The organism is Rhizobium sp. 268 (assembly GCF_036571585.1).
In the GTDB taxonomy this organism is placed as follows: Bacteria; Pseudomonadota; Alphaproteobacteria; order Rhizobiales; family Rhizobiaceae; genus Rhizobium; species Rhizobium redzepovicii.
Genome location: NZ_JAPPSO010000005.1, coordinates 15,372 through 38,962, shown reverse-complemented (window position 1 = coordinate 38,962; position 23,591 = coordinate 15,372). Strand labels below are relative to the sequence as shown.

Here is a 23,591-nt window from a genome sequence, read left to right as displayed (position 1 = left end):
AAATTTCACTATGACGATAGGGTTGGCCTCGGTCAAAAGCGAAGGCGGCAGCATGAAAACCAAGCGTGAAGCGGCAACTCAACCGGACGAGGCGCATGGCGGACGCACGCCCTTTTCCCAGGATCCGCACGCAGTTCGGGAACCGAAGGAAAACAACCTCGAAATGGCGATCGGCCATGAGGTGCGCGCCTACCGCAAAAAACTCGGCATCACCGTCACCGATCTCGCGGCCGCGACCGGCATTTCGCTCGGCATGCTGTCGAAGATCGAAAACGGCAACATCTCGCCCTCGCTGACGACACTGCAATCGCTGTCACGGGCGCTCGGCGTGCCGATGACCGCTTTCTTCCGCCGCTATGAGGAGCCGCGCAACGCCGTCTTCGTCAAGGCGGGGCAGGGTATCGAGCTCGAACGGCGCGGCACGCGGGCCGGCCATCAATATAATCTGCTCGGCCATATCGACAATAATACCAGTGGCGTCATCGTCGAGCCCTATCTCATCACACTGACCGCCGATTCCGACGTCTTCCCGACGTTCCAGCACGAAGGCATGGAGTTTCTCTATATGCTCGAAGGCGAGGTTATCTACCGCCACGGCGACCAGCTTTTCCAGATGCAGCCGGGCGACAGCCTGTTCTTCGATGCCGATGCGCCGCATGGGCCGGAACAGCTGGTGAAGCTGCCGAGCAAGTACCTCTCGATCATCAGTTATCCCCAACAGAACTCCAGAAGCTGACTTGCCTTAAAAGAAAAATTTATTCTTCCCAGTTGATGCTCTGAAACAGACCTGCTACTCCTTTCTCAACATGAACGGAGGCACGCGCTATGTGCGGCATTGTTGGACTGTTCCTCAAGGACAAGAGCCTTGAATCTCAGCTGGGAAATCTGCTCTCGGATATGCTGATCACCATGACGGATCGCGGACCGGATTCGGCCGGCATCGCGATCTATGGCGGTGCTGCCGAGGGCAGGGCGAAGATCACCATCCAGTCCGCCAATCCGGGCGCGGACTTCGAAGGCCTCGCCGCCGACCTCGAGAAGGCCGGCATCAAAGCCGAGGTATCGATCAAGAGCACGCATGCGGTCATCGAGCTTGATGCCTCCAAGCTTGGAACCGTGCGCAAGGCGCTCGAAGAGATCCGTCCGGCGGTCCGTCTGATGGGGTCGGGCGAAAGCGTCGAGATCTACAAGGAAATCGGCCTTCCGAAAGACGTCGTGAAGCGGTTCGACGTCCGCGCCATGGGCGGCACCCACGGCATCGGCCATACCCGCATGGCGACCGAATCCGCCGTCACCACGCTCGGCGCCCATCCGTTCTCGACCGGCGCCGACCAGTGCCTCGTGCACAACGGCTCGCTCTCCAACCACAACAATCTGCGCCGCGAACTCATCCGCGAAGGCATGACCTTCGAGACGCAGAACGATTCCGAAGTCGCCGCCGCCTATCTGACGGCCGAAATGGCCAAGGGCAAGGATCTCGGCCAGGCGCTGACTGGCGCGCTCGACGATGTCGACGGCTTCTTCACCTTCGTCGTCGGCACCAAATCCGGCTTCGGCGTGGTGCGCGACCCGATCGCCTGCAAGCCCGCCGTCATGGCCGAGACCGACCAATATGTCGCCTTCGGCTCGGAATACCGCGCGCTGGTCAACCTTCCCGGCATCGAGAATGCCCGTGTCTGGGAGCCGGAGCCGGCGACCGTTTATTTCTGGGATCACGACAAGGCCGCCTGAGGGGCGCCTGAAAACAGGAGACGGCTGAAACCGTCTCCCAGACAAACGAGGATTCCAACGAGGATTCAATGCCCATATTCGACCTTTCCAACACCCCGCTTCGCGAGTTGAACAGCGCCCTGCACGCCCTTTCGAAAGGCGCCAACGACACCGAATTCGAAGTCATCAACCCGCGCGGCAGCCATGCCGTCGCTGTCGGCATCGACAGCCCCGTCACGGTCTCCGTCAGAGGATCGGTCGGTTATTACTGCGCCGGCATGAATGATGGCGGCAGGGTGACGGTTCATGGTTCGGCCGGTCCGGGCGTTGCCGAAAACATGATGTCCGGCACCGTCGTCATCGAAGGCGACGCCAGCCAGTATGCCGGCGCCACCGGCCGCGGCGGCCTGCTCGTCATCAAGGGCAATGCGGCCTCGCGCTGCGGCATTTCGATGAAGGGCATCGACATCGTCGTTCACGGCAGCATCGGCCACATGTCGGCCTTCATGGGCCAGTCCGGCCATCTCGTCGTGCTCGGCGACGCCGGGGATGCGCTGGGGGATTCGCTCTACGAAGCCAAGCTTTTCGTCCGCGGCGAGGTCAAGAGCCTCGGCTCCGATTGCATCGAGAAAGAGATGCGGCGGGAGCATCTGGAGAAGCTTGCCGAGCTGCTCGAGCGCGCAGGGGTGACCGACGTCAGGCCCGAAGAGTTCAAGCGCTACGGCTCGGCCCGCAAGCTCTACAATTTCAACATCGACAACGCCGACGCGTATTGAGGCGAGGGATCCCCATGAGCTATCACAACCCCTATACCCCGCCCCGCAAGTCCGCGACCTTCGACGATTATACGCTCGCCGAAATCCGCCGGGCGGCCGCGACCGGGATCTATGACATCCGCGGCGCCGGCACCAAGCGCAAGGTTCCGCATTTCGACGATCTGCTGTTTCTCGGCGCCTCGATCTCGCGCTATCCGCTCGAAGGTTATCGCGAGAAGTGCGACACGACGGTGGTGCTCGGCTCGCGTTTCGCCAAGAAGCCGATCACGCTCAAGACGCCGATCACCATTGCCGGCATGAGCTTCGGCGCGCTTTCCGGCAATGCCAAGGAAGCGCTCGGCCGCGGCGCGACGATATCAGGCACCTCGACCACGACTGGCGACGGCGGCATGACCGATGAGGAACGCGGCCATTCGCAGACGCTGGTCTATCAGTACCTGCCGTCGCGCTACGGCATGAACCCGAAGGATTTGCGCCGCGCCGATGCGATCGAAGTCGTGGTCGGCCAGGGCGCCAAGCCCGGCGGCGGCGGCATGCTGCTCGGTCAGAAGATCTCCGACCGCGTCGCCAATATGCGCAACCTGCCGAAGGGTATCGACCAGCGCTCGGCCTGCCGCCATCCCGACTGGACCGGCCCCGACGATCTTGAAATCAAGATCATGGAGCTGCGCGAGATCACCGATTGGGAAAAGCCGATCTACGTCAAGATCGGCGGCGCGCGTCCCTATTACGACACCGCCCTTGCCGTGAAGGCGGGCGCCGACGTCGTCGTGCTCGACGGCATGCAGGGCGGCACCGCGGCCACCCAGGACGTCTTCATCGAGAATGTCGGCATGCCGACACTTGCCTGCATTCGCCCGGCCGTCCAAGCGCTGCAGGAACTCGGCATGCATCGGAAGGTGCAGCTGATCGTTTCGGGCGGCATCCGTTCCGGCGCCGACGTCGCCAAGGCGCTGGCGCTCGGCGCCGATGCAGTCGCGATCGGCACGGCGGCACTTGTCGCCATCGGCGACAACGATCCGCACTGGGAAGAGGAATATCAGAAACTCGGCACGACAGCCGGCGCCTATGACGACTGGCATGAAGGCAAGGATCCGGCCGGGATCACCACCCAGGATCCGGAGCTCGCAAAGCGCCTCGACCCGGTTGCGGCCGGCCGCCGCCTTGCCAACTACCTCAAGGTGATGACGCTCGAGGCGCAGACGATTGCGCGGGCCTGCGGCAAGAACCATCTGCACAACCTCGAGCCGGAAGACCTCGTCGCACTGACGATCGAGGCATCCGCCATGGCGCAAGTGCCGCTCGCCGGCACCAACTGGATCCCCGGCAAAGGGGGCTTTTGATTTCTACCGGCCGGGCAAACGTCCCGGCCGTTCCGTATCCATAACCAAGGTGTCTCCAAGAAATCCAAAGGGGAACGAAAATGACACTGGACCTTGCTGCTTTTGCCAGAGACAAAGGCATCAAATATTTCATGATCAGCTATACCGACCTGTTCGGCGGCCAACGCGCCAAGCTGGTCCCCGCCGAAGCCATTGCCGATATGCAGAAAGATGGCGCCGGCTTTGCGGGCTTTGCCACCTGGCTCGACCTGACGCCCGCCCATCCCGACCTGTTCGCGGTTCCCGATGCCTCCTCCGTCATCCAGCTCCCATGGAAGAAGGACGTCGCATGGGTCGCGGCCGACTGCGTCATGGACGATCAGCCGGTCGAACAGGCGCCGCGTGTACTGCTGAAGAGGCTGGTCGCTGAGGCTGCGAAAGAAGGGCTGCGGGTCAAAACCGGCGTCGAGCCGGAATTCTTTCTCATTTCCGCCGATGGCTCAGTGATCTCGGATCAGTACGATACCGCCGAAAAGCCCTGCTACGATCAGCAGGCGGTGATGCGCCGCTACGACGTCATCGCCGAGATCTGCGACTATATGCTCGAACTCGGCTGGAAGCCCTATCAGAACGACCACGAGGATGCGAACGGCCAGTTCGAGATGAACTGGGAATATGACGATGTTCTGAAGACGGCGGACAAGCACTCCTTCTTCAAGTTCATGGTCAAGTCGGTCGCCGAAAAGCACGGGCTTCGCGCTACCTTCATGCCGAAGCCCTTCAAGGGACTGACCGGAAACGGCTGCCACGCCCATATCTCGGTCTGGGACCTCGATGGCAAAGTCAACGCCTTCGCGGACAAGGAGATGGCTTTCGGGCTCTCTGCTCAGGGCAAGACCTTCCTCGGCGGCATCATGAAGCATGCCTCCGCACTTGCCGCGGTTACCAATCCGACGGTCAATTCCTACAAGCGCATCAACGCGCCGCGCACCACATCGGGCGCTACCTGGTCGCCGAACACCGTCACCTGGACGGGCAACAACCGCACCCACATGGTGCGCGTTCCGGGACCGGGACGTTTCGAGCTGCGCCTGCCTGATGGGGCGGTCAATCCCTACCTGCTGCAGGCGATCATCATCGCCGCCGGCCTCGACGGCATCCGCAGCCAGGCAGACCCCGGCCGGCACTACGATATCGACATGTATGCCGAGGGCCATCTGGTGAAGGACGCGCCGCGCCTGCCGCTCAACCTTCTCGATGCGCTACGCGCCTATGATGACGACGAGGGCCTGAAGCAGGCGATGGGGGCGGAATTTTCCGCCGCCTATCTGAAGCTGAAGCATCGGGAATGGAATGCCTACTGCTCGCATTTCACCCAATGGGAACGCGACAGCACGCTCGACATCTGAGCGGCCGACGGATGTCTTTAAGACCGCCGACATGCCGGAGCGACAAGCTTCGGCGTGATCGCATCCTCGGCACCTGATCTCGAAGGAAGAGACAGCATGAAAAACATCGTACTGACCGTATCCTGCACATCGACGCGCGGCATCGTTGCGGCGATTTCGAGCTATCTGGCGGAGAAGGGCTGCAACATCATCGACAGCTCGCAGTTCGACGATCTCGATACCGGCAAGTTCTTCATGCGCGTCTCCTTCATCTCCGAAGAAGGTCTTTCCGGCTCAGAGATCGGCGCCGATTTTGCCGCCGTCGCCGCGCCCTTTTCGATGGAATACGAATTCCACGACAGCGAAAGCCGCATGAAGGTGCTGTTGATGGTGTCGCGCTTCGGCCATTGTCTCAATGACCTGCTCTACCGCTGGAAGATCGGCGCGCTGCCGATCGACATCGTCGGCGTCGTCTCCAACCATTTCGACTACCAGAAGGTCGTGGTCAACCACGACATCCCCTTCCACCATATTCCGGTCACCAAGGCCAACAAGGTGCAGGCCGAAGCCCATATCATGGAGGTGGCCGAGCAGACCGGCACCGAACTGATCGTGCTTGCCCGCTACATGCAGATCCTGTCGGACGAGATGTGCCAGAAGATGTCGGGCAAGATCATCAACATCCACCATTCCTTCCTGCCGAGCTTCAAGGGCGCCAACCCTTACAAGCAGGCCTATGGCCGCGGCGTCAAACTGATCGGCGCCACCGCCCATTACGTCACCGCCGACCTCGACGAAGGCCCGATCATCGAGCAGGATACGGCGCGCATTACCCATGCGCAGTCGCCCGACGACTACGTCTCGATCGGCCGCGACGTCGAAAGCCAGGTGCTGGCCCGCGCCATCCACGCCCATATCCACCATCGCACCTTTATCAACGGCAATAGAACCGTGGTCTTCCCGGCAAGCCCCGGCAGCTACGCTTCCGAACGCATGGGTTGAGCGCCGCCGGCCAGCCGAAAATTTATGCAAGCCTATTCCGCCAGTCGCTCGGGCGCGCTGAACTTTTCGAGCTTGGTAAAGGAGGCCGGCCGACGACATCCGCAAGTTTGGGCAAGACTTAGGACGCAGTACGCTTTCCGAAGCCGAACGTCTTGCGCAGGCTGCTGTCGACCGCGTTTGCCGGCATGAACCTGCGCAACCGGCTTAGAAGCGTCGCCTGGCCGCCGGCCGGTTGACGCATTTTGTATGGTCCGTTGATTGCCGCCAATATCTTCTCCGCAACCTTTACAGGCGACGGCGCGGTTTTGATCTGGGCCTGCACCGTCTTGATGGTCGCGTCCGCCTGCGCTGCGTAGGCTCCCAAGGGTGCCTCGGTCTGTGCCGCGTTTACATCGAGTTTGGTGTTTGTGAAGGTCGGCTCAACCAGCACGACGCGCACGTTGAACTCACGAATCTCATGATCCAGCGACTCCGACAATCCTTCGAGCGCATGCTTGCTGCTCGCATATATTCCCATGAACGGTGCCGGCAGGAATCCGAGGACCGAGCTGATATTGATGATCAGCCCGCTGCGGGCGGCGCGCATGGAGGGCAAGGCAGCGCGGATCATGCGCAAAGGGCCGAAAACATTGGCATCGAATACCGTTTGCGCTTCGGAAGGCGACGTGTTCTCGACAGGGCCGACCAGCGAAACGCCGGCATTGTTGACCAGGATGTCAATCTTGCCTGCCTCGGACAAAACCCATTGAACAAAATTTGAAACCGAGACGTCATCGGTCACGTCGACAGTCCCATAGCGCACACCGGGAATGGCGTTGACACGGTTAGGGTTGCGTACGCCCCCAAAGACCTGGAAGCCGTGTTGTGCGAGAAGGCGGGCTGACGCTTCACCTATTCCGGAGGATGCTCCGGTGATAACGACAACTCTGTTTTGGGACATGCATGCTCCTTGGCTTTTGGCGCGACTGGTTAATGACGTACTTCAACAGTAGGTTGGAACTTTCACCCCTGTCGCCAAGGGGCAGTTCCTCAGAACCTGGCATTTCAGCACGTAAGATTTCGATCGACATCTATTCGTGCTTTAGATGTCAATCGAAATATAAAATCAAGTGTTTTTTTGCTTTACGGAGATTTTTTCCGATGATCGCGCCTCCAAGCGCGCAAGGGCATGGCGCCGAGCCGGACGGCCCGCCGACATTACGGCTCGGAGCAGCATGAGCCTCAACGAGGTCAGGATTTCGGAGCGGCGGTCCCCGCTCGGTTTCGCGCGACCATTTCGTCCCAAAGCCCGTCACGCAGGGTTTCACGCCTTCAGGGACGTCTCGAGGTCCGCTGTGCCGAGCGCTTTCATGATGAAGCGGATTTGGGCGTGGAGGCTGACTGCGGCGGCATCACCCTCCTGGACGCGCTGCTCAACCAGAAGCGGATGGAAGAACGGCAGGAAGGCGGTGATGATGCCGCGCGCGGCTTCGTCAACGTCTTCGACATTGAACTCTCCTGTCTGCAGACCCTCGCGGACAAGGGCTTTGAGGATTGCTAGGATCTGCTCATTATGCGCGCTGATCGTTGACCAACTTCCATCCATGGCGGCGACGAGCAGCTCGTGCATCGGTCTGTCCTCCGCAAGCCTTCTCGTGCTGTGCCGGTGAATGGCGACCAAAAGATCAGCCAGCCTTTTGCTCGCCGGCGCATCCGATCGTGCAATCGCCAGAGCGATTTCAGCAACCTCTTTGACCACAAGTCCGCAGACGGAACTGTTGATCGCTGTCCTCGAGGGAAAGAAGCGATAGATATTGGCGCGGCTCATGCCGAGTTCGGCGGCGATGTCGGCGACCGACGTCTTATGATAGCCGATCCGCCGAAAATATCTTTCCGCCACCTCGAGAATCCGCGTCCGTGACTGCTCGAGATCACCTGCTATCGGATCCGCAAAAGTCATCGCCGCCTCCGGAGAATATCACTCGGCAGCAATTGCCGTCGGTAACTCCACCTCCTTCGATGAATTTTCATGGCTCTCGTTTTTCGTCGGCTTGATGCGGAACCAGGTGGCGTAGAGAGCGGGAAGGAAGAGCAGGATCATCACCGTGCCGACCGCCGTTCCGCCGATCAGCGTGTATGCCATCGATCCCCAGAACACCGAGTGCGTCAGAGGAATGAAGGCAAGCACGGCGGCAAGGGCGGTCAGGATCACCGGGCGCGTCCGCTGCACTGTCGCCTCGATAACGGCGTGATAATCGTCGAGACCGGCGGCCTTATTCTCCTTGATCTGTTCCGTCAGGATCAGGGTGTTGCGCATCAGGATTCCGGCCAGCCCGATCAATCCGAGAATGGCATTGAAGCCGAAGGGTTTGTCGAAGAGCAGCAGGACCGGGACCGCGCCGGCAAGACCGAGTGGCCCCGTCAGCATGACCATGGTCATCGTCGACAGGCTACGAACCTGCAGCACGATAACGATCAGCATGGCGGCAATCATCGTCGGGAAGATTTTCACCAGGGCGTTATTGGCCTTGAGCGATTCCTCGATGTTCCCGCCCATCTCGATCCGATATCCCACGGGAAGCGAGGCGATCAGCGGCTGAAGCGCCTTGAGAATCTGCTCTGATACTTCGGGCGGTTGTGACGCCTCGTTGATATCGGAGCGGATCGTGATGACCGGCGTGCGATCGCGGCGTTTCAGGATCGGTTCTTCAAAGCGGATTTCCGAGTGGCCGATCTGATCCAGCGGAATCTGCCGCCCATCCCGGCTCATCAGCGAGAAGTCTGCCAATCGTGAAGGGTCAAGCCGGTTGCCGCCGGCACTGCGGGCAACGACAGGCACGTTGCGGATATTCTCGCGAACCTCCGTGACCGGAATTCCGCTCAGCAGCAATTGCAGTTGCTGACCTGCCTCGGCCGGCGACAGGCCGATTAGGCCCAACCGATCCTGGTCGGGAACGAAGCGCAGCACCGGCGTGCGGTTGCCCCAATCGCGGTTTGCCTGGCGCACATCCGGCACGCTCTTCATGATCTCGAGGGCTTTGTCGGAAATCTGGTACAGCTGCTCAGGATCCGGGCCGGCGATCCGGAATTCGACCGGAAACGGCGTGTAAGGACCGAAGACCAGCTGCGTGACGCGGACATAGGCTTCAGGCGCGAGCCCGTCGGAAACGGCCGCGCGCAGCCGAAGCTTCAAGACTTCGCGTGTGTGGGCGTCGGGGGTCAGCACGACGATCTTGGCGAAAGACGGATCCGGCAATTCCGGCGCCATGGCAAAGAAGAAGCGGGGAGCGCCCTGGCCGACATAGCTGGTCACGGTCTTTGCCTCCGGCTGTTTCTGCAGCCACCCTTCGAGCTTCGCAACGGTCGCCGTCGTCGTCTCGATGCTGGTGCCTTCGGGCATGCGGACTTCGACGAGGACTTCGGGACGGTCCGACGTCGGGAAGAACTGCTTTTTCACCGATCCCATTCCAACGACGGAGGCCCCCATGGCGATGCCGACCACCGCACAAGTGAGGAACTTGTGGCGCACGGTCAACTCGATCAGCCGCCGCAGGCGCCTGTAATTCGGGGTGTTGTAGATAGCGTGATGGCCACCTTCGACCGGCTTGATCGCCGGCAGCATCTTGACGCCGAGATAGGGCGTGAAGACCACCGCGACAATCCAGGAGACGATCAGGGCAAAGCCGACGACCCAGAAGATGTTGCCGGCATATTCGCCGGCGGTCGACCTGGCAAAGCCGACCGGCATCAGCCCGATGATCGTCACGAGCGTGCCCGACAGCATCGGGGCCGCGGTATGGCTCCAGGCATAGGCAGCCGCCTTGATGCGATCCATCCCCTCTTCCATCTTCACCACCATCACTTCGATGGCGATGATGGCGTCGTCGACCAGAAGGCCGAGCGCCAGGATGAGCGCACCAAGGGTGATGCGATCGAAGAACCGGCCGGTCTCCAGCATGATGAGGAAGACGACGGCAAGGGTGAGAGGAACGGCCAGAGCCACGACGATGCCGACACGCCAGCCGAGGCTGACAAGGCTGACGAACAACACGACGCCGAGCGCCATGGCGAATTTCAGCATGAACTCGCCGACGGCTTCCTCGATGTTGACGGCCTGGTCGCTGACCTTGGCGAGCGTCATGCCGAGCGGCAAGGTCTTTGCAATCGCGGCGGATCTTTCTTCCAGCGCCTTGCCGAGGTCCAGACCGTTCCAGCCCTGCTGCATCACAGCAGCCAGCATGATCGCCGGCTCGCCGTCATGGCGAATGAGATAGGTGGCCGGATCTTGATACCCGCGCCGCACGTCGGCAAAATCCGAGAGCTTTAACGTCCGCCCGGCCGCAACGATCGGCGTGTCTGATATCGCCTGGATGCTGTCATAGGCGCCGTCGAAGCGAATGAACACCTGGGGCCCACGCGTATCGATCGACCCCGCCGGCGTCAGGGTGTTTTGCCGCTGCAAGGCGGCCGCGATGTCTTGGGCCGAAATGCCGAGTGTTGCGAGCTTGGCATAGGAGAATTCGACAAAGATCTGTTCGGGCCGCTCTCCGAGGATGTTGATCTTCTTGACTCCAGGAACATGCAGAAGATCCTGGCGGATCACCTCGGCCTGGCGCACAAGCTCGCGCATCGGCATGCCCTTGGCCTTCAGGGCATAAAGCCCGAAGCTGACATCGGAGTACTCGTCGTTGACAAAGGGACCGAGCACGCCCCTGGGCAGGTTGCCGGCCTCGTCTCCGAGCTTCTTCCGGGCCTGATAGAATTCCTCCTCGACGGCCGTGGCCGGCGTACTGTCCTTCAAAGTGACGGTCAAAAAGGCGTAGCCGGGCCGCGTTGTCGTCTCGACACGATCGTACCAGGTGAGTTCCTGGAGACGCTTCTCGAGCGGCTCGGCGACCAGATCCTGCATTTCACGCGCTGTCGCGCCCGGCCACACCGCTGTCACGGTCAGGGTTTTGATGGTGAAGGAGGGGTCTTCGGCGCGCCCGAGCTTGACAAATGCATAGGCGCCGGCGGCGGCCAGCAGAACGATGAAGAACAGGGTGACGGCCCGCTCGCGAACGGCGAGCGCGGAAAGATTGGAGTTCATCAGTTTGCCGCCTCTGCCTGTTCAACCTTGGTGCGCACGCTGGCGCCGTCCTGCAGCAGATGGGCGCCGAGAGCGACGACCGGCTCGCCTGCTTTGACGCTGGAAACCACCGCGACCTCCTCACCCATCCGTTCGATTTTCACGTGCCGGAAGTGGACGGTCGACGATGTCTGATCGAAAACCCAGACGCCAGTGCGGCTACCATCGTCCAACACGGCGCCGACCGGCACCGCGGCATGCGATTGGCCACTGCCGTTGGAGATCCTGATCGTTACCGTCGCGCCCAGCGGCGCCGACGCTGCAGCGCCATCCAGAACCCAACGCGCCTCGTAGGTGCGGGTTTGCGGATCGGCAGCGTCGGAGATCTGGCGAAGCTGCGCCTTGTCCTGCCGGCTTTCGTTTCCGTAGAGACTGGCATCGGCGATATCGCCGAGCTGCGGCCTGAGGAATTCCGGAAGCCATACCAGCGCTTCACGCGGGCCGGCCTGTGCGAGCCGGACCACGGTTTGCCCCGCCGTCACGACCTGCCCCGGCTCGCCCAGCGTTTCGACGACCGTTCCATCGGTATCGGCAACCAGGACGGAATAGACCGTTTCGTTTTCCGCGACCTTGGCGTCCGCTTCCGCCGCGGCAAGCTGCGCGGTGGCGGTGTCGAGCGCTGCCTTGGCCTGCTCGTAGCGCTGCGGCGTCGCCGCCAATCCGTTTTTCACCAAGGCGGCGTAGCGTCTCTCGTCTGCCTGCGCCTGGGTCAGCACCGCCCCAGCGGCAGCGACCGCGTTTCGTTTCGCAGTCAGCGCGAGACGCAGATCGGTCTCGTCGATGCGCATCAGCGGCTGCCCGGCCTTGACCTGCACCCCGACGTCCACATAACGCTGCACAATCTTGCCGGGCACACGAAAACCAAGGTTACTTTGCACCCGCGCGGCGATCGTGCCCGTGAAGCTGCGCTCGGCTGTCTCCGGCTTCTTTGCCTCGACCAGTTTGACGAATGGCGCTGCCATTCGTGGATCGGCGGCTTGCGGGCTTTTTTCTGAGGAGGCCCCGACAAAGACGAATGCCGTGGCGCCTGCAGCCGCCAGAAGGCAGAAAGAGGCGAGGAGGATTTTGCGGTTCATATCAGTAAGCCTTATTGACGGGCGCAGCTATTTATTTAGATTGCGATCTAACTCTAATTGGCATATAGATGTCAAATGAAATCTAATTGGAGATCGCTATGAGAGTCAGTCGCGCTCAGGCCGAGGCCAATCGTGAAACCGTGATCAATGTCGCAAGCCGGCTTTTTCGGGAGCATGGCTTCGACGGCATCGGATTGAAGGACCTGATGAAAGGAGCCGGCCTCACGCAAGGCGGATTCTATAAGCAGTTCGAATCGAAGGACGATCTTGTGGCGCTGGCATCGGGGCGAGCCATGGAAAGCGCGGTCCGCAGATGGTCGAGAGTTGCCGCCGGAAGTCCGGATCCGCTTGAAGCGGTTGTCGACCTATATCTTTCCCCCGGCCACCGGGAGGAGAAAGGGGATGGTTGCCCTTTGGCAGCACTGGGCTCCGACGCGGCGCGTCAGAGCGAAGAGGTACGCCTTCCATTCCAGAACGGCATTGAAGCCCATCTTCAGATTCTCGACGAATTAATCCCCGCGTCGGCCGGCTCGAAACCCTATGACAAGGCGATGGTCATCCTGTCCTTGATGGTGGGCGCTGTGACCATCTCCCGCATCATGACCGATCAAGAGATGTCGGAGCGTGTGCTCGAAACCGCGACCGGTGCCGTCAAGCGCATTGCGGGCGGTGCAGACGAAGAATGAGATCGCGCTTCTCAAGCCTCTCGCCTATGAGTTCACCAAACTCTCATGATCCATAACACCGCACGCACTCCACGATGGTCCGGCGCCGACTTCGACGGAATGCAGGAGACCTTCCTCGGACCAGCCCACTTCGACGCATCGCCTGATCATCGGGTTGGTGGCTTTCGTTGGTCCGCCGATGCACGATCTCAGGGTGCGGTGACGGTTGCCGATCTGGAATGCAACGGGGAGTGGAACCTCTGGGCAACCGCAGAGACACCGGAATGGCTTACCATTCACGTGCCGCGCGAAGGTCTCTCCGGCATGACGCGACGGCAAACCACGATAACAGCGTCACCGGGCCAGATACTGCTTGGCCAAAGTCGCGAGGCGGATCGCTTCCTGGTGCGGGGGACGCTGCATCGGTCGCAGAAACTCTTCCTGGATTGGGGTCAGATTTGCCAGACGTTCGGGCAGCTGTTCGAAGCCCCCCTTGTCGGATCGCTGGACCTGTCACCCCTCGTTGAGGGATCGACCCCCTCAGGATATCTCGTCAAGAACCTTGTCGAGACGATAATCTCCGGCATGCTCGGCGACGGTATCTTGCTTCATTCGCCGATAGCCATGGCCAACCTCACCCAGGCTCTCGCTGATTTACTGATCAGACTGGTGCCGCATCGCTACGCTCAGCGACTGGAACAGGCTGCGTTTACACCCGCTCCACGGCACGTTCGCCGGGCAATCGATTTCATGCACGCAAATATTGCTGCGCCGATCACGATCGGGATGATCGCTCGATCCGCCAACGTCTCGGTTCGCTCCTTGGAAACCGGCTTCCGGACTTTCAAAGGCGCGACACCGGGCAGCTACCTGAGAACCCTAAGACTACGCGCCGCCAGAAAAGACCTTCTGGATCGGTCGAACCTGCAGAGCATCAGGGATATCTGCCTGAAATGGGGTTTCGTCCACCCCGGCCGCTTTTCTGCACTATACGGGTCGGTCTACGGTGAAAGTCCGCGGGAAACCCGCAGGCGGAAAACCTAATCTGAAGCCAGCTGACCTGAGTTTCTCCATGTGGCGTAGAAGTCCGGGAATGCTCTCAGCTTCGAGCGCCAACCCTTACAAGCAGGCCTACGGCCGCGGCGTCAAGCTGATCGGGGCAACCGCGCATTACGTCACCGCCGATCCCGGCGGCTACAGAAGTTTTGGGGAAATGCATGTCGGACGGGCTTGCCACGGCGCGAAAGACTTATATAGTCAAGAAATAAATATTCCGTAGAGGAAATAAGAGGGAACGGTAATGGCATTATCATGGCGTTTCTCCGTCTTGGCGGATCGGCACCGCGCTCTGGGATCGAAGCTCGAGGACTGGAGCGGTATGGGAACCGCCTGGACCTACGACAAGGACATGTCGGAAGAGCATGTCGCCGTCCGCACCAAGGCCGGCATCATGGATGTCTCGGGCCTGAAAAAGGTGCATCTGGTCGGCCCGCACGCCATCGCCGTGCTCGACGCCATCACCACCCGCGACCTGACGAAGATTTATCCCGGCCGCTCGGTCTATGCGACCATGCTCAACGACCGCGGCCACTTCACCGACGACTGCATCGTCTATCGCACCGGCCCGAATTCCTGGATGCTGGTGCATGGCTCCGGCTCCGGGCATGAAGAGGTCGTCAAGCAGGCAGCGGGCCGCAATTGCGCCGTGCTCTTCGACGACGACCTGCACGATCTGTCGCTGCAGGGTCCGATCGCGGTCGACTATCTTGCCAAATATGTGCCTGGCATCCGCGATCTCAAATATTTCCACCACATGCAGACGACGCTGTTCGGCGCGCCGGTGATGATCTCGCGCACCGGTTATACCGGCGAGCGCGGCTACGAGATCTTCGTGCGCGGCCAGGACGCGGTCATGGTCTGGGACCGGATCGTCGAAGAAGGCAAGGAGATGGGCATCATTCCCTGCTGCTTCTCCGTTCTCGACATGCTGCGGGTGGAAAGCTACCTGCTCTTCTATCCCTATGACAATTCGCAGATGTATCCCTTCGCCGATCAGCCGCCCGGCGACAGCCTCTGGGAACTCGGCCTCGACTTTACCGTCAGCCCCGGCAAGACGGGCTTCCGTGGCGCCGAGGAACATGCTCGCCTGAAGGGCAAGGAACGCTTCAAGATCTTTGGCATGCTGATCGATGCCGACGGACCGGCCGATCTCGGCGACGAAGTCTTTGCCGACGGCAAAAAGGTCGGCGTCATTACCTGCCCGAGCTATTCGTCGCTGACGCAGAAATCCATGGCGATTGCTCGTCTGGACGTTGACAAGGCAGTGCATGGGACGAAACTCGAAGTCCGCGGCAAGACCGTGATGGCAGGCGCCACCGCCCATACGCTCCCCTTCGACGATCCGGAGAAGAAGAAGAGGACCGCCGTAGGTTAAGGAGCACGCGAATGCTCGTTGCAGGCATCAAGAGCCGACCAGTATACTCGGGCCTGACCATCCAGCCGCGCGCCCGGCGGCACATTTTCGCGCTCGAAGGGGAGGGCGCCAAGGCTCTCCTCGATCAGCAGCCGGCGCTTGACGAAACGGCGCTTGCCCGCAGCGAAATCCTCTATGTCGCCCGCGGCTCTCAAGGGTCCGGCCTCGACGAGGCGCTGCGCCGCCTCGGCGCCGACATGTTCTTCACGGCGCCGACGATCGCCACACTGCTCTTCCGGCTGAAGGGTTCGCTCGCCACCGCTCATATGGGCACGCGGCTCTATATCTCGGGCACGGAAGGTTTCATCGGCCAGGCGATGCTTGTCGGCCTCGACTACGGCATGGACCATGCGTCCGTCATCACCGAGCATCGCGGTTCGCTGGCCCGGCGTGTGCAATGCGTCCATTGCAAGGGCATTACCGACGACGTCACCACCAGCCCCTTTGCCTGCAGCCATTGCGGGCTGCCGCTTCTGGTGCGCGACCATTATTCGCGTCGGCTCGCCGCCTTCCAGGGCGTCAATATCGATGCGGAAGAACCGGGCAGCGCGCCTGATCCGGAGGAGTTGTTCCTTTGAGCGGTGGCACTGAAATTCCTGTCCGCGTGACGCGGATCACGCCGATCGCCGAGCGCGTCAAGCGCTTCCGTTTCGAGCGCCTTGACGGCAAGCTGATGCCTTATTTCTCCGGCGGCGCGCACGTCATCGTTTTGATGAACGATGGCGGCCATATGCGCCGCAACGCCTATTCGCTGATGTCGCCGCCGCATGATTGCGCAGCCTATGAGATCAGCGTGCTGCATGTCGAGGATTCGCGCGGCGGCTCCACCTTCATGCATGAGAAGCTCAGCGAAGGCGACGAGCTGAAGGTCAGCTATCCCGTCAACCTGTTCCAGCCTGACTGGCGCGGGCGCAAGCACCTTCTGATCGCCGGCGGCATCGGCATCACCCCCTTCATCGCGATGATGGAGCAGTTTTCCCGCGAGGGCGCCAATTTCGAGCTGCATTATGCCATCCGCACGCGCGACCGCGGCGCCTATTGGCAGCAACTTGTCGAGCGCTATGGCGGACATCGGATCAAGATCTATTGCGACGCCGAAGGCGACGCCATCCCCCTGACGCGCCTGCTGGGCACCCAGCCGCTCGGCACGCATCTTTATGTCTGCGGCCCGTCCGGCATGATCGACGGCGTGCTGAAAACCGGCCTCAACGCCGGCTGGCCGGAACAGAACCTGCATTCGGAACGGTTCCTGTCGTCACTGCCCGGCAAGCCTTTCGCGATCGAGCTCCTGCGGTCCGGCAAGACCGTGAAGGTCGGCCATCACGAAAGCATGCTGGAGGCGATCGAGGCGGCGGGCGTCGACGCGCCCTTCCTCTGTCGCGGCGGCGCCTGCGGTCAATGCGAGACCGGGGTCGTCACTTGCGACGGCAAGCTGCTGCACCATGACGTCTATTTGACGAGCGAAGAAAAAGCATCCGGCCGCAAGGTGATGATCTGCGTTTCCCGCTTCGAGGGAAACACGCTGCATCTTGATCTTTAGCGGCATCGGAAGCGGAACAAGGAGACCGGACATGGCAATCGTCTTCAAGCAGGAAACCTTCCGGAACGATTTCAGCTACCGGAACAGCCCCGAAAACATCCGGCGTTTCCCGTTTCCCTTCGACCGCGACGAATACATGTATTCGGTCAACATGGAGCCGCATGTGCACGGCCGGGCGGGAACCGTCTACGAAAGCCTGATCGACGTCGACGAGCATTATGTCGCCGAGATGCACGACCGGGCCCTGGTCCTGAAGGAAGATCCGCTGCGCTACCAGGCGCTGCCTCATATGATGAGCGCGCAGTGGGACACGCTCGAATTGCTGATGGAAGAGCAGGCGGCAGGGTATCCCGATCATTTCACGCTGATCCGCAACGGCGACCAGTGGCGCTGGATCAACCGCCCGCTCGGCATCGACGACAGCTTCACCTTCGGCGATGCCTCGACGCTGCCCTATGAGCCCTTCGAATATATCACCCGCCAGGCCCAGGGCGACTTCTGCATCGTCGACCAGCGCGACAGCAATCTCTGGATGGACGCCGGCATGGTGACGACGCAGGCCGACTGGTCGCTCGATTTCGATATCGGCATGAACTTCATGGAATGGCACGGGCCGGTGCCGCTCGCCCACCAGATCGGCGTCTTCGACCGTGCGCTGAAATTCCTGCTGAACCTGCAGCAGGGCAAGCCGACACGACGCTTCAACTGGACGATGACGATCAATCCGCGGCTCGACACCAGCCCGGAGAATTATCACAAATGGGGTCCGGACCGCACGACGGTGACGCCGGAGAATGTCGGCGAGAAGGTGCATCTTCGCGTCGAGCTGCAAAGCCTCTGGCGCCTGCCGCGCTCGAACGCCATCCTCTTCGTCATCCGCTGCTACCTGATGAACATGGAAGAGCTCGTCACCGTGCCGAAATGGGCGCGCCGCTTTCCGCGCGTGCTGAAGACGCTGCCGCCCGAGCTCATCGACTACAAGGGCCTCACCCGCTTCCGCGAGACGACGATCGACTGGCTTTCCAAATATGACGACGGGGCGCCGACCAGCCCCGGCATCTATCCGGACTGAGGCGCAGCGATGTGCGAGATAAAACGATATAATCAAGAGGGGAATGCTTCATGACAAGAGTAGCCGTCATCGGTGCCGGTCCTTCCGGGCTGGCGCAGCTGCGCGCCTTTCAATCGGCTGCCCAGAAGGGCGCCGAGATCCCGGAGATCGTCTGCTTCGAAAAGCAGTCGGACTGGGGCGGGCTCTGGAACTATACCTGGCGCACCGGGCTCGACGAATATGGCGAGCCGGTGCATGGCAGCATGTATCGTTATCTCTGGTCGAACGGCCCGAAGGAATGCCTCGAATTCGCCGATTATTCCTTCGAGGAGCATTTCGGCAAGCCGATCGCTTCCTATCCGCCGCGCGCCGTGCTCTGGGATTATATCAAGGGCCGCGTCGAAAAGGCCAATGTCCGCCATTGGGTGCGCTTCAGCACGCCGGTGCGCATGGTTCGCTTCGACGATCAGACGGAGAAATTCACGGTGACGGCGCATAACCGCGTCGAGGACCGGATGTATGACGAGGAATTCGACTATGTCGTCGTGGCATCAGGCCACTTCTCGACGCCGAACGTGCCCTATTTCGAGGGCGTGAAGACCTTCAACGGCCGCGTCCTGCATGCCCATGATTTCCGCGACGCGCTGGAGTTCAAGGGCAAGGATATCCTCATCGTCGGCCGCAGCTATTCGGCCGAAGACATCGGCTCGCAATGCTGGAAATACGGCGCAAAGTCGGTGACGACGAGCTACCGCTCGAAGCCGATGGGCTTCAAATGGCCTGAGAATTTCGAGGAACGGCCGCTGCTGACCCGGCTTGAAAACCGCACGGCGTATTTCCTCGACGGATCGAGCAAGGAGGTCGACGCGCTGATCCTCTGCACCGGCTACCAGCACCATTTCCCCTTCCTGCCCGACGATCTCCGGCTGAAGACCGCCAACCGCCTCTGGGCCGACAGCCTCTACAAGGGGGTGATCTTCGATAAGAACCCGCAGCTCTTCTATATCGGCATGCAGGACCAATTCTATACCTTCAACATGTTCGACGTACAGGCCTGGTGGGCACGCGACGTGATGATGGGCCGCATCACCCTGCCGCCGGAAGAGGAGCTGAAGGCCAATTTCGACATGTGGCGGGCCCGCGAAGAGACGCTTGAGGATGCCGAGCAGATGATCTGGTATCAGGGCGACTATGTGAAGGAACTGCTTGCCGAGACCGATTATCCCTCCTTCGACATCGAAGGCACCAACCGGACCTTCATGGAGTGGGAACACCACAAGGCGGACAATATCATGGGCTTCCGCGACCACGCCTATCGATCGCTGATGACCGGCAACATGTCGCCGACGCACCACACGCCCTGGGTCGAGGCGCTAGACGATTCCAAGGAGGAATATCTGCGCAACTGATCGGACGGCGAGTGCTTGGCCGGACGAAGGTGTTCGTACATTTTCGTCCGGCATAGTATGGCCGGCGCCTTTTTAAACGAGCCGACATAAATCCATCCGCAACTCTTCTCTTCGAACGTGGCCCTCATGGATTTTCAAACGAGCATCCTCGGACGCATGAGCGGTTTTCTCTATCGCTGCCGTGCCGATGAAAACTATACGATGCTTGAGATGACCAACGGCATCGAGCGCATTTTCGGCTACCCCGCCGACGACATCATCGGCAACCGTGCGCGGACCTTCACCTCGATCATGTACGAGGAAGACGTTCCCTTGATGGACGAAATCGTCGGCCGGGCGCTGGAGAAGCGCGCGGACTGGACGATGGAATACCGCATCCGCCATGCGATGGGCCATCTGATCTGGGTGACGGAGACCGGCGGCGGCATATGGGACCCGAAGGGCGAGCTTCTCTACCTCGAAGGCAGCATCATCAACATCGAATCGCTCTATCAGCGAATCGACGAGCGGACCGCCGACATGCGCGTCACCGCTTCGAAGACCAACGAGATCCTGCAATCGCTGCGCTACCTGAAGCTGCTTGCCGTCAATGCCGGCATCGAAGCAGCCCGCGCCGGCACCGCCGGATCGGGCTTTGCCGTGCTTGCCGCCGAGATGCGCATGCTTGCCAACTCCTCCGAAGAGGCCGCGCGCGCCATTTCCGAGGCGCAACGCAAGGCCGAAGGCTGAGCGTTTCCGCTAGCAAGGAAATATTTACGGCTCAGGTCGAAAACGCAGTTGTTAACCGTGCGGCCATATCAAATATGACCACGTATTTTCAATGACTTGCTTCAATTTCGCGGTTGAAAAAACGCTTGTCATTGCCGCTAATATTAAGGCCGCGTTAACTTTTTGTTAACCATAGCAGCGGTAGATATGGTCAACGATTTCTTCACATAGATGACCAAAGTGCTAACAGACGCTCGCTCTATCCGCATCAAGGGCCGCTCCTTTCTGGCCGTCATGTTGTCTCCGGACCTTCCTTTCGATGATTGGTTGGCGAGGCTCGACGATCTGGCCGCGCGTTCGGCCGGCTTCTTCCTCGGACGGCCTGTCGTGCTCGATCTGACGGACCTGCAAATCGACCGGCCGCAGCTGAAAGAGCTGATTGCCGAACTGGCCAAGCGCAATGTCAGCATCATGGGCATCGAGGGCGCACGGCCTTCCATTCTCGGCGCGGGCATGCCGCCGGCGCTCAAAGGCGGCCGCTCCGCTTCAGACATCGAGGTTCAGGCCAATGAGCCTGCCGGTTCGCCGGTGAAACCTGAAGTCGCCGCGATCCGCCCGGCAACGACGCAATCGATCGTCATCAGGGAGCCGGTGCGCTCCGGGCAATCGGTGATCTTCCCGGAAGGCGACGTCACGGTCATCGGATCGGTCGCCTCCGGCGCCGAGGTCATAGCCGGCGGGTCGATCCATATCTATGGGGCGCTACGTGGCCGCGCCATGGCGGGGTCCATCGGCAACGCATCGGCGCGGATCTTTTGCCGCAAGCTGGAAGCCGAGCTGGTCGCAATCGACGGCGTTTACAAAATGGCGGAAGACATGGCCGCCAATCTTCGTGGACAGGCTGTTCAGCTCTGGCTCGAAGAAGATGCGATCATGGCGGAAAAAATGACCTGACGACAGCGCCGCGCGGCTTTGAGAAACGCGTGAAGGATGCTGAGACACTTCGAATTACTGCGGCAAAGGAGAGAGACATGGGGAAAGTGATCGTCGTCACGTCAGGGAAGGGCGGGGTCGGAAAGACGACCTCGACCGCCGCATTGGGAGCGGCGCTGGCGCAACGCAATGAAAAAGTCGTCGTCGTCGATTTCGACGTCGGCTTGCGCAATCTCGACCTGGTCATGGGCGCCGAGCGCCGGGTCGTCTACGACCTGATCAATGTCATCCAGGGCGACGCCAAGCTCACCCAGGCGCTGATCCGCGACAAGCGGCTGGAGACGCTGTTCCTGCTGCCGGCCTCGCAGACGCGCGACAAGGACAATCTCACGGCCGAGGGCGTGGAACGGGTCATCAACGACCTGAAGCGCTATTTCGACTGGATCATCTGCGACAGCCCGGCCGGGATCGAGCGCGGCGCAACGCTTGCCATGCGCCATGCCGATGTTGCCGTGGTCGTCACCAATCCCGAAGTCTCGTCGGTGCGCGATTCCGATCGCATCATCGGCCTGCTCGATGCCAAGACCGCCAAGGCCGAACGCGGCGAGCGGATGGAAAAGCACCTGCTTCTCACCCGTTACGACGCCAACCGCGCCGAGCGCGGCGACATGCTCAAGGTGGATGACGTGCTGGAAATCCTGTCCATCCCGCTGCTCGGCATCGTGCCTGAAAGCATGGACGTCCTGCGCGCCTCCAATATCGGTGCGCCGGTCACGCTGGCAGAAAGCCGCAGCCCGGCTGCGATGGCCTATTTCGATGCCGCCCGCCGGCTCGCCGGCGAGTTGGTGCCGATGGCGATCCCTGAGGAAAAGCGCAACATTTTCGGCAAAATCTTCGGACGGAGGGCGGCATGAGTATTTTCCGTCTTTTCAACAAGCAGAGAACCGCCCCGGCCGCTCGCGAACGCCTGCAGGTGCTTCTTGCCCACGAACGTTCCTCGGCCGGGTCGGACCTGGTCACGCTGCTGCGCGAAGAAATCCTTGCGGTGATCGCCAAGCATGTCGAACTCGATCATGACAAGGTGCAGGTGACGATCGATCGCAACGAATTCGTCTCGACGCTCGAGATCGATGTCGAAATCCCCCTGAACGCAGCCGTGCAGGCCGCTTGAAAGAGGGCGCTGCCTGTTGTGACGACAGGCAGCGCTGACAGTCACGACTTTCTGGCTTTCCGATTGGCGTAACGCAGGTCGCGTGCGGCCTTCCGGGCGGCTTCGTCGGCAATGACGCGAGCGATCCGGTCCTTGTCAGCTGCTTCGCGCGCGTCGGCGTCGGCGCGTGCTGCAGCCTCCGCGGCGGCTTGGCGTTCTGCTTCCGCGGCTTTCGCCTGCTCCAGTTCCTCACGCTTTACCCGTTCGCGCTCGGCGCGGCGTTCTTCCCTGGCGGCAGCGACGGCCTGACGCTCCGCTTGCTTTGCCAGCCGAGTCGGCTCAGCCTTATCCTTGGCGTCACGATACGCATTGAGGAGAGCGGCCTTTGCTTCGGCAGCGGCGCTGCGACGATCGGAAAGCTCATTGTTTCTGGCGTTTTTCAATTCTGTTACCTGACTGTTTGGCTGCGACGTTAGAGCATGATTGCCGAAAACTGTGCGGCTTTCGCATGACCCTATGCTCTATGTATTCGATTGGGATCCGAATGCTATTATGCCAATCCGGCTTGAAATCATCTAGATCTTGAATCACTTTTTCTTTTTTCGCTTCACCGCTGTGCCGGCGGCCGCCATCAAGCGATCCTGCAATTCCTTGGCCTCACGGGCTTCGCGCAATCTCAAGGTCTTTTCCTCGCGGGCGCGCACGGTCTGATCGATCTCTTCGACCGCGCGGCTGCGCGCCAGGAATTGCGACTGTACGTTTCCAAAGGCGATCTCCGCCCGCTGGCGCGATTTGCTGTGTGTGTCTGTCATATCAGTCCTGGATTTTCGTGACAGCGCCGCCCGTCTCAAGACGTGCAAAGGACGCTGGAACACTTTGACTTGCTGCATAATTCCTTAGATCGATTCCGATTTAAGGAATGGTGCAGTGGCCCGCCCGAGCGCAGCAAAAAGGCCAGGCAATGTGCCTGACCTCGCCGGTATCACGCTTTCAACAGTGCCAGTACATCCGTGGTCAAAGGAAAGCCGATATCAATTTCAGGCAGCTTGAAGATTGCAAGCGGACATTTTGCCCGACTTGTTATCGCGCTCAAGCTCGTAGCCGATCTTCTGGCCTTCGACGATTTCACGCATGCCGGCGCGCTCGACGGCAGAGATGTGAACGAAGGCGTCAGCGCCGCCGTCATCAGGCTGGATGAAGCCGAAGCCCTTGGTGGAATTGAACCATTTAACTGTGCCAGTGGTCATAACAAACCCTTTCATAGCAATTGACAGGCCGCAC

Annotated in this window: 24 protein-coding genes and 1 pseudogene; 18 read left to right on the top strand and 7 right to left on the bottom strand. The window is 60.7% G+C overall.

Going from position 1 to position 23,591, the window contains the following annotated elements; genetic code table 11:
* The first annotated feature begins 10 nt into the window (after positions 1 to 10).
* From OS035_RS11125 to purU (OS035_RS11100), 6 genes are all read left to right on the top strand, one after another.
* Positions 11 to 736 (top strand): helix-turn-helix domain-containing protein, encoded by a 726-nt coding sequence (locus OS035_RS11125; RefSeq protein WP_245500015.1) that lies wholly within the window; start codon positions 11 to 13, stop codon positions 734 to 736.
* A gap of 89 nt (positions 737 to 825) precedes the next feature.
* Positions 826 to 1,731, top strand: coding sequence for a class II glutamine amidotransferase (locus OS035_RS11120; RefSeq protein ID WP_331813678.1), 906 nt, complete (start codon positions 826 to 828; stop codon positions 1,729 to 1,731).
* A 68-nt stretch (positions 1,732 to 1,799) separates the two neighbouring features.
* Positions 1,800 to 2,486 carry a GXGXG domain-containing protein gene (locus tag OS035_RS11115; RefSeq protein WP_054184585.1) on the top strand — a complete coding sequence of 229 codons (687 nt, stop codon included), beginning with the start codon at positions 1,800 to 1,802 and terminating at the stop codon, positions 2,484 to 2,486.
* Positions 2,487 to 2,500: 14 nt separating this feature from the next.
* Positions 2,501 to 3,829 (top strand): FMN-binding glutamate synthase family protein, encoded by a 1,329-nt coding sequence (locus OS035_RS11110; protein WP_097625746.1) that lies wholly within the window; start codon positions 2,501 to 2,503, stop codon positions 3,827 to 3,829.
* An 80-nt stretch (positions 3,830 to 3,909) separates the two neighbouring features.
* Positions 3,910 to 5,217 carry a type III glutamate--ammonia ligase gene (glnT, locus tag OS035_RS11105; RefSeq protein WP_183777795.1) on the top strand — a complete coding sequence of 436 codons (1,308 nt, stop codon included), beginning with the start codon at positions 3,910 to 3,912 and terminating at the stop codon, positions 5,215 to 5,217.
* A gap of 96 nt (positions 5,218 to 5,313) precedes the next feature.
* Positions 5,314 to 6,198 carry a formyltetrahydrofolate deformylase gene (gene purU / locus OS035_RS11100; RefSeq protein WP_131710783.1) on the top strand — a complete coding sequence of 295 codons (885 nt, stop codon included), beginning with the start codon at positions 5,314 to 5,316 and terminating at the stop codon, positions 6,196 to 6,198.
* Between the two features lie 118 nt (positions 6,199 to 6,316).
* Here purU (OS035_RS11100) and OS035_RS11095 read toward each other — a convergent pair whose 3' ends face one another.
* From OS035_RS11095 to OS035_RS11080, 4 genes are all read right to left on the bottom strand, one after another.
* A complete protein-coding gene (locus OS035_RS11095; RefSeq protein ID WP_097629702.1) occupies positions 6,317 to 7,138 on the bottom strand; it encodes an oxidoreductase in 822 nt (273 codons plus the stop codon).
* A gap of 363 nt (positions 7,139 to 7,501) precedes the next feature.
* Entirely contained in the window at positions 7,502 to 8,137 is a 636-nt protein-coding gene (locus OS035_RS11090) for a TetR/AcrR family transcriptional regulator (RefSeq protein WP_183778287.1), read from the bottom strand.
* Between the two features lie 18 nt (positions 8,138 to 8,155).
* Positions 8,156 to 11,266 carry an efflux RND transporter permease subunit gene (locus OS035_RS11085; RefSeq protein WP_183854416.1) on the bottom strand — a complete coding sequence of 1,037 codons (3,111 nt, stop codon included), beginning with the start codon at positions 11,264 to 11,266 and terminating at the stop codon, positions 8,156 to 8,158.
* A complete protein-coding gene (locus tag OS035_RS11080; RefSeq protein ID WP_183778283.1) occupies positions 11,266 to 12,381 on the bottom strand; it encodes an efflux RND transporter periplasmic adaptor subunit in 1,116 nt (371 codons plus the stop codon). The genes OS035_RS11085 and OS035_RS11080 overlap by 1 nt, the downstream gene beginning before the upstream one ends.
* 98 nt (positions 12,382 to 12,479) lie before the next feature.
* Between OS035_RS11080 and OS035_RS11075 the strand changes: the two genes are divergently transcribed.
* From OS035_RS11075 to minE, 12 genes and pseudogenes are all read left to right on the top strand, one after another.
* Positions 12,480 to 13,067: a TetR/AcrR family transcriptional regulator gene (locus OS035_RS11075; protein ID WP_097629706.1), complete on the top strand. Its 588-nt coding sequence runs from the start codon at positions 12,480 to 12,482 to the stop codon at positions 13,065 to 13,067.
* A 99-nt stretch (positions 13,068 to 13,166) separates the two neighbouring features.
* Entirely contained in the window at positions 13,167 to 14,090 is a 924-nt protein-coding gene (locus tag OS035_RS11070) for a helix-turn-helix domain-containing protein (RefSeq protein ID WP_246699254.1), read from the top strand.
* A 55-nt stretch (positions 14,091 to 14,145) separates the two neighbouring features.
* Positions 14,146 to 14,232, top strand: a pseudogene (gene purU / locus OS035_RS33560) (formyltetrahydrofolate deformylase); the annotation flags it as partial.
* A gap of 114 nt (positions 14,233 to 14,346) precedes the next feature.
* Positions 14,347 to 15,480: an aminomethyltransferase family protein gene (locus tag OS035_RS11060; RefSeq protein WP_097629708.1), complete on the top strand. Its 1,134-nt coding sequence runs from the start codon at positions 14,347 to 14,349 to the stop codon at positions 15,478 to 15,480.
* An 11-nt stretch (positions 15,481 to 15,491) separates the two neighbouring features.
* Positions 15,492 to 16,097 (top strand): dimethylamine monooxygenase subunit DmmA family protein, encoded by a 606-nt coding sequence (locus OS035_RS11055; protein ID WP_183778281.1) that lies wholly within the window; start codon positions 15,492 to 15,494, stop codon positions 16,095 to 16,097.
* The gene (locus tag OS035_RS11050; protein WP_183778279.1) at positions 16,094 to 17,059 is read left to right on the top strand and encodes a PDR/VanB family oxidoreductase; all 966 of its coding nucleotides are present in this window, start codon (positions 16,094 to 16,096) and stop codon (positions 17,057 to 17,059) included. Before OS035_RS11055 ends, OS035_RS11050 begins: the two co-directional genes overlap by 4 nt.
* 31 nt (positions 17,060 to 17,090) lie before the next feature.
* Positions 17,091 to 18,131: a heme-dependent oxidative N-demethylase family protein gene (locus tag OS035_RS11045; protein WP_018448675.1), complete on the top strand. Its 1,041-nt coding sequence runs from the start codon at positions 17,091 to 17,093 to the stop codon at positions 18,129 to 18,131.
* 50 nt (positions 18,132 to 18,181) lie between these two features.
* On the top strand, positions 18,182 to 19,519 hold the full coding sequence (locus OS035_RS11040; protein WP_183778277.1) for an NAD(P)-binding domain-containing protein: 1,338 nt from the start codon (positions 18,182 to 18,184) through the stop codon (positions 19,517 to 19,519).
* A gap of 126 nt (positions 19,520 to 19,645) precedes the next feature.
* Positions 19,646 to 20,248, top strand: coding sequence for a methyl-accepting chemotaxis protein (locus OS035_RS11035; protein ID WP_097629712.1), 603 nt, complete (start codon positions 19,646 to 19,648; stop codon positions 20,246 to 20,248).
* Between the two features lie 210 nt (positions 20,249 to 20,458).
* Positions 20,459 to 21,181, top strand: coding sequence for a septum site-determining protein MinC (gene minC, locus OS035_RS11030; RefSeq protein WP_310805710.1), 723 nt, complete (start codon positions 20,459 to 20,461; stop codon positions 21,179 to 21,181).
* Positions 21,182 to 21,258: 77 nt separating this feature from the next.
* Positions 21,259 to 22,074, top strand: coding sequence for a septum site-determining protein MinD (minD, locus tag OS035_RS11025; protein WP_003594851.1), 816 nt, complete (start codon positions 21,259 to 21,261; stop codon positions 22,072 to 22,074).
* Positions 22,071 to 22,331, top strand: a complete 261-nt coding sequence (minE, locus tag OS035_RS11020; protein ID WP_097629714.1) for a cell division topological specificity factor MinE — start codon at positions 22,071 to 22,073, stop codon at positions 22,329 to 22,331. The genes minD and minE overlap by 4 nt, the downstream gene beginning before the upstream one ends.
* Before the next feature lie 41 nt (positions 22,332 to 22,372).
* Here the strand turns inward: minE and OS035_RS11015 are convergent, their stop codons facing one another.
* The 3 genes from OS035_RS11015 to OS035_RS11005 form a co-directional block, all read right to left on the bottom strand.
* Positions 22,373 to 22,753 (bottom strand): DUF6481 family protein, encoded by a 381-nt coding sequence (locus OS035_RS11015; protein ID WP_097629715.1) that lies wholly within the window; start codon positions 22,751 to 22,753, stop codon positions 22,373 to 22,375.
* Positions 22,754 to 22,897: 144 nt separating this feature from the next.
* On the bottom strand, positions 22,898 to 23,122 hold the full coding sequence (locus OS035_RS11010; protein WP_097629716.1) for a hypothetical protein: 225 nt from the start codon (positions 23,120 to 23,122) through the stop codon (positions 22,898 to 22,900).
* Between the two features lie 225 nt (positions 23,123 to 23,347).
* Positions 23,348 to 23,557, bottom strand: coding sequence for a cold-shock protein (locus tag OS035_RS11005; RefSeq protein WP_003548109.1), 210 nt, complete (start codon positions 23,555 to 23,557; stop codon positions 23,348 to 23,350).
* Positions 23,558 to 23,591 lie beyond the last annotated feature (34 nt).

Excerpts from the sequence above, each read along its gene's own strand:
- OS035_RS11125 (WP_245500015.1), top strand. The coding sequence starts at position 11 with ATGACGATAGGGTTGGCCTCGGTCAAAAGCGAAGGCGGCAGCATGAAA.
- OS035_RS11120 (WP_331813678.1), top strand. The coding sequence starts at position 826 with ATGTGCGGCATTGTTGGACTGTTCCTCAAGGACAAGAGCCTTGAATCT.
- OS035_RS11115 (WP_054184585.1), top strand. The coding sequence starts at position 1,800 with ATGCCCATATTCGACCTTTCCAACACCCCGCTTCGCGAGTTGAACAGC.
- OS035_RS11110 (WP_097625746.1), top strand. The coding sequence starts at position 2,501 with ATGAGCTATCACAACCCCTATACCCCGCCCCGCAAGTCCGCGACCTTC.
- glnT (WP_183777795.1), top strand. The coding sequence starts at position 3,910 with ATGACACTGGACCTTGCTGCTTTTGCCAGAGACAAAGGCATCAAATAT.
- purU (WP_131710783.1), top strand. The coding sequence starts at position 5,314 with ATGAAAAACATCGTACTGACCGTATCCTGCACATCGACGCGCGGCATC.
- OS035_RS11095 (WP_097629702.1), bottom strand. The coding sequence starts at position 7,138 with ATGTCCCAAAACAGAGTTGTCGTTATCACCGGAGCATCCTCCGGAATA.
- OS035_RS11090 (WP_183778287.1), bottom strand. The coding sequence starts at position 8,137 with ATGACTTTTGCGGATCCGATAGCAGGTGATCTCGAGCAGTCACGGACG.
- OS035_RS11085 (WP_183854416.1), bottom strand. The coding sequence starts at position 11,266 with ATGAACTCCAATCTTTCCGCGCTCGCCGTTCGCGAGCGGGCCGTCACC.
- OS035_RS11080 (WP_183778283.1), bottom strand. The coding sequence starts at position 12,381 with ATGAACCGCAAAATCCTCCTCGCCTCTTTCTGCCTTCTGGCGGCTGCA.
- OS035_RS11075 (WP_097629706.1), top strand. The coding sequence starts at position 12,480 with ATGAGAGTCAGTCGCGCTCAGGCCGAGGCCAATCGTGAAACCGTGATC.
- OS035_RS11070 (WP_246699254.1), top strand. The coding sequence starts at position 13,167 with ATGCAGGAGACCTTCCTCGGACCAGCCCACTTCGACGCATCGCCTGAT.
- OS035_RS11060 (WP_097629708.1), top strand. The coding sequence starts at position 14,347 with ATGGCATTATCATGGCGTTTCTCCGTCTTGGCGGATCGGCACCGCGCT.
- OS035_RS11055 (WP_183778281.1), top strand. The coding sequence starts at position 15,492 with ATGCTCGTTGCAGGCATCAAGAGCCGACCAGTATACTCGGGCCTGACC.
- OS035_RS11045 (WP_018448675.1), top strand. The coding sequence starts at position 17,091 with ATGGCAATCGTCTTCAAGCAGGAAACCTTCCGGAACGATTTCAGCTAC.
- OS035_RS11040 (WP_183778277.1), top strand. The coding sequence starts at position 18,182 with ATGACAAGAGTAGCCGTCATCGGTGCCGGTCCTTCCGGGCTGGCGCAG.
- OS035_RS11035 (WP_097629712.1), top strand. The coding sequence starts at position 19,646 with ATGGATTTTCAAACGAGCATCCTCGGACGCATGAGCGGTTTTCTCTAT.
- minC (WP_310805710.1), top strand. The coding sequence starts at position 20,459 with ATGACCAAAGTGCTAACAGACGCTCGCTCTATCCGCATCAAGGGCCGC.
- minD (WP_003594851.1), top strand. The coding sequence starts at position 21,259 with ATGGGGAAAGTGATCGTCGTCACGTCAGGGAAGGGCGGGGTCGGAAAG.
- minE (WP_097629714.1), top strand. The coding sequence starts at position 22,071 with ATGAGTATTTTCCGTCTTTTCAACAAGCAGAGAACCGCCCCGGCCGCT.
- OS035_RS11010 (WP_097629716.1), bottom strand. The coding sequence starts at position 23,122 with ATGACAGACACACACAGCAAATCGCGCCAGCGGGCGGAGATCGCCTTT.
- OS035_RS11005 (WP_003548109.1), bottom strand. The coding sequence starts at position 23,557 with ATGACCACTGGCACAGTTAAATGGTTCAATTCCACCAAGGGCTTCGGC.